We start from the raw sequence: 12,468 nt of genomic DNA, 5'->3' as shown, positions 1-12,468 counted from the left end.
GCCGCGAATGACTCATTCGGGACATCCCGCGGTGCCCGTTACCCTCATGGCATGGGGGTCGTCGCGGCGCTGTGGCGCTATCCGGTGAAGTCGATGGCCGGCGAACGCCTGGCCGAGGCGAAGGTCGGCGAACGCGGCCTCGACGGCGACCGCCTGTACGCGGTCCGTGATCCGGACGGCAAGTTCGGCAGTGGCAAGAACACCCGCCGTTTCCGGCGGATGCCCGGCCTGAACACCTTCGCCGCCCGCTACGACGGTGACGTCCCGGTCGTGACCCTGCCGGACGGCCGCACCGCCCGGGGCGACGCCGACATCGCGGCCGCCCTCGGCCGGCCCGGCGTCGCGCTGACGAAGGAAGCGGACGTCCCGCACCACGACGAGGCCGCCGTCCACCTGCTGACGACGTCGTCGCTGGCCTGGCTGGCCGAGCGCGCTCCCGGCGCCGGGATCGACGCGCGGCGGCTGCGGCCCAACATCCTGCTCGACACCGGCCCGGCGCCGGAGCTCGCCGAAGAGGCCTGGCTGGGGCGGCACGTCCGGATCGGCGAGGTCGAGCTGGAAATCCTGCGCAAGGCCGTCCGCTGCGTGATGGTCGACCTGCCCTGGGACGGGCTCCCGGCCGCGCCCGGGCTGCTCAAGACGATCACCGGCGCGAACGGCATGACGCTCGGCGTGCACGCCCGGGTCGTCCGCGGCGGCACGCTCCGCGTCGGGGACGTCCAGTCCGTGGGATGTCTCGCCCCTCACACTCCCTAGGGAATTCGCCCGCCGGCGAGCATGTTGGGAGCGGTAGGACGAAAGGGGCGTGACGTGGACTTCCTGCTGCACCACGGGATCACCGTGCTCGGCCAGTGGATTTCGATCGCGGAGCTCGCCGGGCAGGTGTTCGCGCTCGCCGTCGTGTTCCTCGCGCAGCGTCGCACCCTGTGGACGTGGCCGGTGCAGGTCGGGGCCACCGTGCTGCTGTTCGCCGTCTACGTCTCCGCGCACCTCGGCGGGCTCGCCGCGCGGCAGGTCGCCATCCTCGCCATCTCCGTCTACGGCTGGTGGGCCTGGACGCGCCGCCAGGACCCGGTGTTCGGCGTCGTCGTCCGCAAGGGCCGGCTCGCCGAACGGCTGGCCATGATCGGCGCCTTCGTCGTCGGCACCACCGTGATGGCGCTGGTCCTCGACGCCCTGAACGCGTCCTGGGCGCCCTGGCCGGACGCCGCCATCTTCGTCGGCACCCTCGTCGCCTTCGGGGCGCAGGGGCTCGGGCTGGTCGAGTTCTGGCTGGTCTGGCTGGCCGTCGACGCCATCGGCGTCCCGCTGCAGATCTCCTCCGGGCTCTACTTCTCCGCTGCGATCTACATCGTGTTCGCCGGCCTGGTCGTGCACGGCTGGTGGAGCTGGAACCGCTCCGCCCAGCGCGTCGCCGCCCGGCCCGGGGTCACGGCAGCATCCAGCTGAGCACCGCGGTGCTCTGACCCAGGACGATCAGGCACATCACCAGCAGCAGCCCGACGCTCCACGGCAGCACCTTCCGCAGCAGTTTTCCCTCTTCGCCGGGCAGGTTCGCCGCCACGCAGGCAATGGTGAGGTTCTGCGGCGACACCATCTTGCCGAGGACGCCGCCGGAGCTGTTGGCCGCGGCCAGCAGGTCCGCGGGCAGGCCCGTCTGGTGCGCCGCCGTCACCTGCAGGGCGCCGAACAGCGCGTTCGCCGAGGTGTCGGACCCCGAGACGGCGACGCCGAACCAGCCCAGCACCGGGGAGAGGAACGCCAGCCCGGCGCCCGCGGCGGCGATGAACGTGCCGATCGTGGTCGTCTGGCCGGACAGGTTCATCACGTAGGCCAGCGCGAGCACGCCGGTGACGGTGAGGATCGCGAACCGCAGTTCCTTGACCGTGGCCAGCCACTCCCGCGCGGTGTCGCTCGCCGAAACGGCCAGCAGCGCCGCCGTGATGACGCCCGCCAGCAGCACGAGTGTCCCGCCGGTGTTGAGGAACGGCAGCGAGAACGTGTTGCCGGACACCGGTTTCCCGTTCGGCCCGGCGACGTTCAGCCCGGGCCAATGGAACTTCCAGGTCGCCTTGTCCAGCAGCCGCTTGACCGGCGGCAGCACGGCGACCGAGAAGATCACGATGATGAGCAGGTACGGCAGGTACGCCTTGACGACGTCGCCGCGCGCGTCCTCCGGCGGCGCTTCGGCGGTCGCCGTGCCGCCGGTGCCGATCCGGACGGCTTCGGGCACCGGGCGCCGGGTCTGGGGGAGGGCGACCAGCGCGGCCGCGCCGGCCAGCGCCGCGCCGATGTCGGCCAGCTGCGGGGACACGTAGTTCGACGCGAGGAACTGCACGAGCCCGAACGCGACCCCGCAGACGAGCGCGGGCAGCCAGGTGTCCTTCAGGCCGCGCTTGCCGTCGACGATGATCACCAGCAGCAGCGGCACGACCAGCGCGAGCAGCGGCGTCTGCCGCCCGACGATCGACGAGACGTCCTGCAGCGGCAGGCCGGTGACCTGGGCGAGGGTGACGACCGGGGTGCCCATGGCGCCGAACGCGACCGGCGCGGTGTTGGCGACCAGCGCGACGACGGCGGCCTTGACCGGGTGGAAGCCGACCGCCACCAGCATCACGGCGCTGATCGCGACCGGCGCGCCGAACCCGGCGAGGGCTTCCATCAGCGCGCCGAAGCAGAAGGCGATGATCAGCGCCTGGATGCGCGGGTCGTCGGAGATCCGGCCGAACGAGCGGCGCAGGACGTCGAAGTGCCCGGTTCGCACGGTGAGCCGGTAGATCCACAGCGCGTTGACGACGATCCACATGATCGGCCACAACCCGAACGCGGCGCCTTCGAGCGCCCCGGAGACGGCCTGCACGACCGGCATCCCGTACGCGGCGACGCCGACGACGAGGGCGACGAGCAAGCCGATGAGGGCGGCGTGGTGCGCTCGCATCCGCACGGCGCCGAGCAGCACGAGGACGGTGGCGAGCGGCAGCACGGCGACCAGCGCGGACAGGCCCAGCGAACCCAGCGGAGTCAGATCCTGGACGAACACGGGCGACCTCCGTTTCCACGATGCGAAAACGGCCTTTCGGCGGGTGCCCGAGATCTTCGTCACAAACCAGGCGGTCCGTCAAGAAGTTGAGACCAGTTGGCCCAACGGGTCAGTGCTTCACGGCTTCGGCAGCACGGCCAGGGCGGTCTCGGCGATCGCACGGATCTCGTCCGGTCCGACGCCGCCCTTGCCCAGGGCTTCGAGCCCGCGCAGGACGGCCAGCACCAGTCCGGCGAGGTGGGCGGGGTCGGCCTCGGCAGCGATGTCGCCCGCGCGCTGCGCACCCGTGATGCACGCCGTCAGGGAGTCCTGCAGGGCGCGGAACGCTCGCCCGGTCCGCGTGGCGACGGCCTCGTCGTGCTCCGAGCATTCGGCCGCGCCCTTGGCCATCAGGCAGCCGCGGCGGTCCCGGTCGGCGACGACCGACTCGGCGATGGCTCGCACGTGGTCGCACAGCCGCCGGTGGGCGGTGTCGTCGGGGCCTTCGAGCTGGTGTCGTACGCCGTCGGTCGCTTCGGTGCAGTAGTAGTCGTAGACGCGCAGGTAGAGCGCGTGCTTGTCGCCGAAGGCGCCATACAGGCTGCCCTTGCCGAGGCCGGTCGCGGCGGCGATGTCGTCGACCTTCGTGCCGGCGTAGCCGTGTTCCCAGAACTGGTCCCTGGCCGCGCGCAGGACCGCTGTCTCGTCGAAGCTCCGGGGTCTCGCCATGGGATCAGGCTACCCATTCTTGACTATCTCGTCCAGAACGGCGTACGTTCTGGACGAGATAGTCAAGAACTGGAGGAGCAGCGTGAACCTGGAGAACAAGACCGCGGTCGTGACCGGCGGCGGCACCGGCATCGGGCTCGCCATCGCGAAGCGTTTCGCGGCCGAAGGTGCGCACGTGTTCATCACCGGCCGCCGCAAGGAAGTCCTCGACGAGGCGGTCGCCGAGATCGGGGGCGACGTGACGGCGATCCGGGCGGACTCGGCGAACTTGGCCGACCTGGACGCGCTCTACCGCGCGGTGGCCGAGCGCGGCCGCGGCCTGGACGTGCTGGTGGCCAACTCCGGCGGTGGCAGCTTCGCCCCGCTCGGCGAGATCACCGAGGAGCAGTTCGACAAGACCTTCGCCACGAACGTCAAGGGAGTGCTCTTCACCGTCCAGAAGGCGCTGCCGCTGCTGAACGCGAACGCGTCGATCATCCTCACCGGCTCGACGGCGTCGACCCGGGTCGACCCGGCCTTCAGCGTCTACGGGGCGACGAAGGCGGCGGTGCGCAACTTCGCCCGCGGCTGGGCGACCGACCTCAAGGGGACCGGGACGCGGGTCAACGTCCTGGCCCCGGGACCCACGCGCACCCCCGGCCTGCTCGGCCTCGTCGCCGAGGACGAGCAGCAAGGTTTGCTCGACAACCTCGCGGCGCAGGTCCCGCTCGGCCGGGTCGGGGAACCGGCCGAGATCGCCGCCGCGGCGCTGTTCCTGGCTTCCGAGGAGTCGAGCTTCGTCAACGGCATCGAGTTCTTCGTCGACGGCGGCGCGGCACAGGTCTAACGCAGGGTGGCGTGGCTCGGCGTCAGGTCCTTCAGGGTCCGGACGCCGAGCAGCTGCATCGTGCGGACCAGCTCGGTCCGCAGGATGTCGACGCAGCGCTGGACGCCGCGTTCGCCGCCGGCCATCAGGCCGTACAGGAACGCGCGGCCGATCAGGACGGCGTCCGCACCGCGGGCGATCGCCGCCACGATGTCGCCGCCGGACAGGATGCCCGTGTCGATCCAGACCTCCGCGCCGCCCTGGAGCTCGTCCAGCACCGCCGGGAGCAGTTCCAGGGGCGTGGGGGCGCGGTCGAGCTGGCGGCCGCCGTGGTTGGAGAGCAGCACCGCGTCCGCGCCGTGCTTGACGACGTCGCGGGCGTCGTCGACGTTCTGCACGCCCTTGACCACGAGCTTGCCCGGCCAGGTCTGCCGTACCCAGTCGAGGTCGTCGTAGTTCAGCGTCGGGTCGAACAGCTTGTTCAGCAGCTCGGCCACGGTGCCGCCGAACTGGTTGAGCGACGCGAACGTCAGCGGCTCGGTGGTGAGCAGGTTGAACCACCACGCCGGGTGGGTCGCCCCGTCGAGGAACGTCTTGAGGGTCAGCGCCGGCGGGATGGTCAGGCCGTTGCGGACGTCCCGCAGCCGGGCGCCCGCGACCGGGGTGTCCACGGTCAGCATGAGCGTGTCGTAGCCCGCGGCCCACGCCCGATTCATCAGATCTTCACCGGCGCCGTGGTCGCGCCAGACGTAGAGCTGGAACCACTTGCGCGCGCCGGGCGCGGCTTCGGCGAGATCCTCGATCGACGTCGTCGCCATCGTCGAGAGCCCGACCGGGATCCCGGTGCGCTCGGCGACGCGGGCCACCGCGCGTTCGCCCTCGTGCTGCATCATCCGGGTGAACCCGGTGGGGGCGAAGGCGAACGGCAGCGCCGACGTCTTCCCGAGGATCTCGCGGGTGGTGTCCACATCGGACACCCCGCGCAGCACGTTCGGGTGGAACTCGATGCGCCGGTACGCCTGCCGGGCACGCAGCAGGCTGTCCTCGAGCTCGGCCGCGCCGTCGGTGTAGTCGAACGCCGCCCGCGGGGTGCGCTTGCGGGCGATCATCCGCAGGTCGGCGATGGTGTGCGCGTTGGCCAGCCGCCGGTCCGTCGGGTTCAGCACGATCGGCTTCGGCCGCAGGATCTGCTGCAGCTCGCTCGGCTTGGGCAACCGGCGCTTCGTCACCTTCATCAACTCCCTACGTGCCACGGGACCCGGCAGACATCGGATGTCTGCCGGGTCCCGAACCTAGCAGGAGATCACGCGTTCCCGGAATCCGACGTCTGCGGCCCGGCGGCCGCGATGTCGTCGAGCCGGTACTTCGTGGCCGCTTCGAGGACCTTCGCCTGGTCGACCTCGCCCCGCTTGGCCAGGATCGACAGCGCCCCGACGGTGATCGACTCGGCGTCGACCAGGAACTTCCGCCGCGCCGCCGGCCGCGTGTCGGAGAAGCCGAAGCCGTCCGTGCCCAGCGTCAGCATGTCGGTCGGGACGTACGGGCGGATCAGGTCCGGCACCGCGCGCATCCAGTCCGACACCGCGACGACCGGCCCGTTCGCGCCCTTGAGCGCCTCGGTGACGTACGGCACGCGCGGCTCGCTGCCCGGGTAGAGCAGGTTGTCGTGGTCGATCTCGACGGCCTCGCGCCGCAGCTCGGTCCACGACGTGGCCGACCACACCGCGGCCCGCACGCCCCACTCCTCGGCCAGCAGCTTCTGCGCCTTCAGCGCGTCCGGCATCGTGACGCCCGAGACCAGGATCTGCACCTCGGGACCGTCGCCTCCGGGCGCGTCGGCGTACTTGTACAGACCCTTGAGCAGGCCGTCGACGTCGAGGTTCTCCGGCTCGGCAGGCTGCTGGTACGGCTCGTTGTAGATCGTCATGTAGTAGAAGACGTTCTCGCCGTTGCCGTCCGGGCCGGTCTCGCCGTACATCCGGCGCAGGCCGTCCTTGACGATGTGCGCGATCTCGAACGACCACGCCGGGTCGTAGGCCACCGCGGCCGGGTTGGTCGCCGCCAGCAGCAGCGAGTGCCCGTCCGCGTGCTGCAGACCCTCACCCGTGAGGGTGGTCCGGCCGGCGGTGGCGCCGAGGACGAACCCGCGGGCCATCTGGTCGGCGGCCGCGTACAGGCCGTCACCGGTCCGCTGGAACCCGAACATCGAGTAGAAGATGTAGATCGGGATCATCGGCTCGCCGTGCGTCGCGTACGACGTGCCGACGGCGGTGAACGACGCCGTCGAGCCGGCCTCGTTGATGCCTTCGTGCAGCAGCTGGCCCTTCTCGGACTCCTTGTAGGCCAGCATCAGGCTCGCGTCGACCGACGTGTAGGTCTGGCCGTGCGGGTTGTAGATCTTGGCCGTCGGGAACATCGAGTCGAGGCCGAAGGTGCGGGCCTCGTCCGGGATGATCGGGACGACGCGCTTGCCGATCTCGGAGTCCTTCGCCAGCTCGCGGACCAGCCGGACGAACGCCATCGTGGTGGCGACCTCCTGCTTGCCGGAGCCCTTCCGGATGCCCTCGTAGACCTTGTCGCCGGGCAGCACCAGGGCCTTGGCGGCCTTGGGACGACGTTCCGGCAGGAACCCGCCGAGCGCCTTGCGGCGGCCGATCATGTACTCGATCTCGGGCGAGTTGGCGCCCGGGTGGTAGTACGGCGGCAGCTTCGGGTTGCGCTCGAGCTCCTCGTCGCTGATCGGGATCCGCTGCGAGTCGCGGAACAGCTTCAGGTCGTCGAGGGTGAGCTTCTTCATCTGGTGCGTGGCGTTGCGGCCCTCGAACGCCGGGCCGAGGCCGTAGCCCTTGATGGTGTGGGCCAGGATCACCGTCGGCTGGCCGTGGTGCTCCAGCGCCGACTTGTACGCCGCGTACACCTTGCGGTAGTCGTGGCCGCCGCGCTTGAGGTTCCAGATGTCGGCGTCGGAGAGGTCCTTGACCAGGTCCTTCGTCCGCGGGTCGCGGCCGAAGAAGTGCTCGCGGACGAAGGCGCCGTCGTTGGCCTTGTACGTCTGGTAGTCACCGTCGGGGGTGACGTTCATCAGGTTGACCAGCGCGCCGTCGCGGTCGGCGTGCAGCAGCGAGTCCCACTCGCGGCCCCAGATCACCTTGATGACGTTCCAGCCGGCGCCGCGGAAGTACGACTCCAGCTCCTGGATGATCTTGCCGTTGCCGCGCACCGGGCCGTCGAGCCGCTGCAGGTTGCAGTTGATCACGAAAGTCAGGTTGTCGAGGCCCTCGCCGGCCGCGACGTGGATGAGGCCGCGGGACTCGGCCTCGTCCATCTCGCCGTCGCCGAGGAACGCCCAGACGTGCTGGTCGTCGGTGTTCTTGATGCCGCGGTCGCGCAGGTAGCGGTTGAACCGGGCCTGGTAGATGGCGTTCATCGGGCCGAGGCCCATCGACACCGTCGGGTTCTCCCAGAACTCCGGCATCAGCCGCGGGTGCGGGTACGACGGCAGGCCGCCGCCCTCGCCGGCGTGGCTGAACTCCTGGCGGAAGCCGTCGAGCTGCGACTCGCTCAGGCGGCCTTCGAGGAACGCGCGGGCGTAGATGCCGGGGGAGGCGTGGCCCTGGATGTAGATCTGGTCGCCGCCGCCGGAGTGGTCCTTGCCGCGGAAGAAGTGGTTGAAGCCCACCTCGTAGAGCGCGGCCGAGGAGGCGTAGGTCGAGATGTGGCCGCCGACGCCGACGCCGGGACGCTGCGCGCGGTGCACCATGATCGCGGCGTTCCAGCGGATCCAGGCGCGGTAGCGGCGCTCGATGTCCTCGTCACCGGGGAACCAGGGCTCGTTCTCGGTGGGGATCGTGTTGACGTAGTCCGTCGAGGTCAGGGCCGGGACGCCGACGTTCCGCTCCCGGGCGCGCTCGAGGATGCGCAGCATCAGGTACCTGGCTCGCTGCTGCCCGCCCCTCGCGAGGGCCTCGTCGAAGGAGTCCAGCCACTCGGCGGTCTCCTCCGGGTCGATGTCGGGCAGGTGCGCCGCCAGTCCGTCACGGATGACGCGTACGCGTGCCGGGGTCTCCTTGCCGGAGGCGCCGTCGTTCTGCGGGGCCAAGGGGTCTCCTTGCGAAAAGTTGTAGCCGGTGGTGCTCGTACGCGGGGGTGTACGACTCTCCATCGTCGTCTTCCGTCCCGGCTTCCGCACCGCTACTTGGCGGTAACATAGACCGGCCCGGTCGAGCCACTCCCTGCGCGCGGTGTATCGCGCGCGCGTTTTCTTCTCCCCCACCCTAGGGGACGACCCCCGGAGGGGTGGCAGACCGGGGGCGCCAGGCACCCGAAACGCCGTCGCGGGCGGCCGGTGGCGGGCCGTATCCTGCGACACGAGTTGTCAAAGATCCGGTGTGGACGGTTGCGCGCGGAGCCTCACCAGTGTTCGCTATCGGCAACCGGGTAGCCGAGTGTGGCGCCGTCGTACCCTCCGAGGGGCTGGGGGACGCCGCACTCCGTCGCAGTTGGAGGAGTGAAAGCAGTGGTCGCCGCGGGAGACGCTGATCAGAGCAGCGTCGCCGAGAGGCTCGGCATCAAGCCCGAGATGGTGGTCCAGGAGATCGGCTGGGACGAGGACGTCGACGACGACGTCCGCGCGGCGATCGAGGAGCAGATCGGCGGGGACATCCTCGACGAGGACGCCGACGAGGTCATCGACGTGGTGCTGCTCTGGTGGCGCGAGGACGACGGCGACCTGGGCGACGCGCTCATCGACGCCAGGGGCCCCCTGGAGGAGACCGGCGTGATCTGGGTGCTCACCCCCAAGACGGGACAGCCCGGGCACGTCGAGCCGAGCGAAATCGCCGAAGCGGTGCCCGCCGTCGGCCTGGCCCAGACCGCCAACATCAGTGTCGGCCCGAACTGGATCGGCACCCGCCTGGTGTCGCCGAAGTCGAAGTCGAAGCAGCGCTGAACAAGTCCCGCCGGACGGACACGATAGGGTTGTCGTCGCAGGCACGTGTCCGTTCGGGAGAGGAAACGCTGGTATGACTGTCGCGGTCGGTTCTGAGGCCCCCGACTTCACGCTCAAGGACTACAACATGCAGCCGGTCCAGCTGTCGTCCTTCCGGGGTGACAAGCCGGTGCTGCTGGTCTTCTACCCGTTCGCGTTCAGCGGCATCTGCACCGGCGAGCTCTGCCAGCTCCGCGACGAGTTCGCGGACTACGACGGCAAGGGCGTCCAGGTCCTGGGCGTCTCGGTCGACACGCCGTTTTCGCTCAAAGCGTGGGCCGAGAAGGAGGGCTACCAGTTCCCGCTGCTCTCGGACTTCTGGCCGCACGGCGAGGTGGCCCAGGCGTACGGCGTGTTCAACGCCGAAGCCGGCCTGGCGATCCGCGGCACGTTCCTGATCGACTCGACCGGCATCGTCCGGTTCGCCGAGGTCAACGGGCCCCGCGACGCGCGCGACCAGCAGGGCTGGAAGAAGGCCGTGGCCGAACTGGCAGCTTGAGTTTCCGCGGCGGCGGTCCGGCACCGGCCCGCCCCCGTGAGGGCGCATAGCTCAGCGGAAGAGCACTCGGCTTACACCCGAGCGGTCGCAGGTTCGAACCCTGCTGCGCCCACCAGCGAAACGGGGCCCTCGAGCGCGTCGAGGGCCCCGTTGTCATCTCCGCGAGGTCAGGTCTCGCGGTAGCCGCTGACCGCGTGGACGGTGCCGTCGACGGAGGCCGAACGCCCGTCGGGCCAGGAGATGGTGCCCGCCGGGTGAGCCACGAAGGCCCGCGTGCCCGCCGGTGACCCGACCGCCCCGGCCGGCCGTCAACGCAGGCACTCCGGCCTTGGTCATCCGGCATTTTCCGGCACCGCCGTGACCGGCTCGGCGTCCACAGCCTCAGTCCGGCGCATGGTCGTCACCAGCAACGCCAGCCCCGCGAACAGCACCGCCGCGATCACGCCCGTCACGTTGAGCGCCGTCGTGAACGCCGCCTTCGCCTGCTCCGCCAGCGCCGGCCGGGTGATGTCCGCCGCGAGCGTCGTGCCCGCCGGGAAGACGCCGCGGTACACCGCCGCCGCCGTCAGGCCGATCAGGGCCAGGCCCAGCGAGCCGCCGAGGTAGTTGCCGGTGTCGGCCATCGAGGCCGCCGAACCCGCGCGCTCCGGTGGGACCGAGCCCAGCACCAGGCCGATGCCGAGGGCGAACAGCGGGCCCGTGCCCAGCGTCAGCACCGTGATGCCCAGCACGACCGGGACCAGGCCGTCGGTGACCACCAGCAGCAGGCTGCCCGCCGCCGACACCGCGAGACCGCCCGCGATCGCCGTGGCCGGAGGCATCCAGCGGGTCAACGCCGGCGCCGTCATCGTGCCCGCCGCCACGCCGAGGCCCATCGGAGCGAACAGCAGGGCCGAGACGAGCGGCGAATGCCCGAGGACGCTCTGCAGGTACTGCGTCACCAGCAGCCCGACGCCGGCCATCGCGACGCCGGCGAACACCAGCGCCACCAGCACCGCGGTGAACGGGCGGTTCCGGAACAGCCGCAGGTCCAACAGCGGCGACGACGTCGTCAGCTGGCGGCGGGCGAAGACGGCGCCCAGCAGCGCCCCGGCGGCGATCGCCGCGAGCGGCAGGACCAGCGAGCCGGTGGCCAGCTGCTTGAGGCCGAACACGATCAGCAGCACGGCGGTCAGCGAGAGCGCCACGCCGGGCAGGTCCAGCCGCCCGGACGCCGGCGCGCGGAACTCCGGCAGCAGGAACGGGCCCGCGACGAGCAGCACGGCGACGGCCGGAACGGCGACCAGGAACACCGAGCCCCACGAGAAGTGCTGGAGCAGGAAGCCGGCGAACACCGGGCCGGCCGCGCCGCCCGCGAACTGGCAGGTGGCCCAGATCGAAACGGCCTTCCCGCGCTGCTTTTCGTCGCGGAACATGTTCGTGATCAGGGCGAGCGTCGACGGCATGAGCGTCGCCCCGGCCACCCCGAGCGCCCCGCGCACGACGATGAGCATGATCGGCCCGGTCGAGAACGCGGCGACGATCGAGAGGAGCCCGAAGGCCCCGCCGCCGGCGAGCAGCAGCCGCCGTCGCCCGATCCGGTCGCCGAGCGTGCCCATGGTGATGACGAACCCGGCGACGACGAAGCCGTAGCTGTCGGTGATCCACAACTGCTCGGTGCTGTTCGCGCCGAGGTCCGCGCTCAGCTGCGGCAAGGCGAGGAACAGCGAGGTCATGTCCATCGCGACGAGCAGGGTGGGCAGCACGAGCACCGCCAGGCCCAGCCACTCCCGCCGTCCGGCCGGCTTCTCCATTTCGGCTCCTTCTCCGTGGTTCGTTTGCCGGGAGGTCGGAGCCGGGACGGGGGACCGGACACGGTCGCGGGAACTTTTTCGCGGCCGGCTCGTCGTGCGAGCCGTCGCCGCCGCGCTCGAACCGCGCCACGAGGTCGTTCCCGTGTCGCGGACGTCCCCGCTCGCCGCGGACCTCAACGACCCCGTCTCGCTCGATGCGCTGTTCGCGACCGCCGCGGACGCCGTCGTGTGCTGCGCCGCCAACGTCCTGCTGCGCCCGCTCGCCGTGCCGACCCGACGAGCAGGTGCTCGACGACCTGCGCGCCAACCTGCTCGGCCAGGTCGCGCTCGCCCGGCGCACGGCGAGGCACCTGCCCGCCGCGGGCTCGATCACGCTCACCGGCGGGACGTTCACCGAGCCGATCCCGGGCAGCGGTCTCGGCGCGCTCGTCAACGCCGGCGCCGCGGGACGCCGGTTGCCGTCGTCGTGCCCGCTGATCGGGAAGCTTTGTCAAAATCCGCGCGCGGAACCCCTATCTTGTTGTGCGAAAAGCAAAAATCGCTTCTCGGGCGTAACGGGTGATCGAGTCCGGCCGACAGGCAGGTCGGCAAGTGACCAACTCACCTGAGGGGGAACCTGTGAAGGGTTCAGGGTTT

The 12,468-nt window shown here is 70.8% G+C and carries 11 protein-coding genes and 1 tRNA gene; 7 read left to right on the top strand and 5 right to left on the bottom strand.

The features are described from left to right. The first annotated feature begins 51 nt into the window (after positions 1 to 51). Both H5965_RS30965 and H5965_RS30960 read left to right on the top strand, forming a co-directional pair. Positions 52 to 756, top strand: a complete 705-nt coding sequence (locus H5965_RS30965) for an MOSC domain-containing protein (RefSeq protein WP_310974267.1) — start codon at positions 52 to 54, stop codon at positions 754 to 756. A gap of 54 nt (positions 757 to 810) precedes the next feature. Continuing rightward, a complete protein-coding gene (locus H5965_RS30960) occupies positions 811 to 1,449 on the top strand; it encodes a nicotinamide mononucleotide transporter family protein (RefSeq protein ID WP_086852227.1) in 639 nt (212 codons plus the stop codon). Here the strand turns inward: H5965_RS30960 and H5965_RS30955 are convergent. Both H5965_RS30955 and H5965_RS30950 read right to left on the bottom strand, forming a co-directional pair. Continuing rightward, on the bottom strand, positions 1,430 to 3,040 hold the full coding sequence (locus H5965_RS30955) for an L-lactate permease (RefSeq protein ID WP_310974265.1): 1,611 nt from the start codon (positions 3,038 to 3,040) through the stop codon (positions 1,430 to 1,432). The two genes, H5965_RS30960 and H5965_RS30955, sit on opposite strands and share 20 nt — an antisense overlap. Positions 3,041 to 3,157: 117 nt before the next feature. Then, positions 3,158 to 3,748, bottom strand: coding sequence for a TetR/AcrR family transcriptional regulator (locus H5965_RS30950; protein WP_310974263.1), 591 nt, complete (start codon positions 3,746 to 3,748; stop codon positions 3,158 to 3,160). Positions 3,749 to 3,830: 82 nt separating this feature from the next. Between H5965_RS30950 and H5965_RS30945 the strand changes: the two genes are divergently transcribed. Next, positions 3,831 to 4,574 (top strand): SDR family oxidoreductase, encoded by a 744-nt coding sequence (locus H5965_RS30945; RefSeq protein ID WP_310974261.1) that lies wholly within the window; start codon positions 3,831 to 3,833, stop codon positions 4,572 to 4,574. Here the strand turns inward: H5965_RS30945 and H5965_RS30940 are convergent. Continuing rightward, positions 4,571 to 5,782: an alpha-hydroxy acid oxidase gene (locus H5965_RS30940; protein ID WP_310974259.1), complete on the bottom strand. Its 1,212-nt coding sequence runs from the start codon at positions 5,780 to 5,782 to the stop codon at positions 4,571 to 4,573. The two genes, H5965_RS30945 and H5965_RS30940, sit on opposite strands and share 4 nt — an antisense overlap. A gap of 74 nt (positions 5,783 to 5,856) precedes the next feature. After that, a complete protein-coding gene (gene aceE, locus H5965_RS30935; RefSeq protein ID WP_310974258.1) occupies positions 5,857 to 8,652 on the bottom strand; it encodes a pyruvate dehydrogenase (acetyl-transferring), homodimeric type in 2,796 nt (931 codons plus the stop codon). A gap of 417 nt (positions 8,653 to 9,069) precedes the next feature. Here aceE and H5965_RS30930 point away from each other — a divergent pair, with 417 nt between their 5' ends. The 3 genes from H5965_RS30930 to H5965_RS30920 all read left to right on the top strand — a co-directional run bounded on the left by H5965_RS30930 (position 9,070) and on the right by H5965_RS30920 (position 10,154). Further along, positions 9,070 to 9,501, top strand: a complete 432-nt coding sequence (locus H5965_RS30930; protein WP_003084504.1) for a DUF3052 domain-containing protein — start codon at positions 9,070 to 9,072, stop codon at positions 9,499 to 9,501. A gap of 73 nt (positions 9,502 to 9,574) precedes the next feature. Next, a complete protein-coding gene (locus H5965_RS30925) occupies positions 9,575 to 10,039 on the top strand; it encodes a peroxiredoxin (protein ID WP_310974256.1) in 465 nt (154 codons plus the stop codon). 40 nt (positions 10,040 to 10,079) lie between these two features. After that, a tRNA-Val gene (locus H5965_RS30920) sits at positions 10,080 to 10,154 on the top strand. 217 nt (positions 10,155 to 10,371) lie between these two features. On the opposite strand, the gene H5965_RS30915 is transcribed toward H5965_RS30920, so the two are convergent. Then, positions 10,372 to 11,832, bottom strand: coding sequence for an MFS transporter (locus tag H5965_RS30915; RefSeq protein ID WP_310974255.1), 1,461 nt, complete (start codon positions 11,830 to 11,832; stop codon positions 10,372 to 10,374). A gap of 284 nt (positions 11,833 to 12,116) precedes the next feature. Between H5965_RS30915 and H5965_RS30910 the strand changes: the two genes are divergently transcribed. Continuing rightward, entirely contained in the window at positions 12,117 to 12,440 is a 324-nt protein-coding gene (locus tag H5965_RS30910; RefSeq protein ID WP_310974254.1) for a hypothetical protein, read from the top strand. Positions 12,441 to 12,468 lie beyond the last annotated feature (28 nt).

It is taken from the genome of Amycolatopsis sp. 505 (genome assembly GCF_031625235.1).
GTDB lineage: Bacteria > Actinomycetota > Actinomycetes > Mycobacteriales > Pseudonocardiaceae > Amycolatopsis.
The sequence above is the reverse complement of the archived record's forward strand: the minus strand, read 5'-3'. Positions and strand labels throughout refer to the sequence as shown.

Bases quoted from the DNA above. Each gene is read 5' to 3' on its own strand.
- H5965_RS30965 (WP_310974267.1), top strand. From the start codon at position 52: ATGGGGGTCGTCGCGGCGCTGTGGCGCTATCCGGTGAAGTCGATGGCC.
- H5965_RS30950 (WP_310974263.1), bottom strand. From the start codon at position 3,748: ATGGCGAGACCCCGGAGCTTCGACGAGACAGCGGTCCTGCGCGCGGCC.
- H5965_RS30925 (WP_310974256.1), top strand. From the start codon at position 9,575: ATGACTGTCGCGGTCGGTTCTGAGGCCCCCGACTTCACGCTCAAGGAC.
- H5965_RS30915 (WP_310974255.1), bottom strand. From the start codon at position 11,832: ATGGAGAAGCCGGCCGGACGGCGGGAGTGGCTGGGCCTGGCGGTGCTC.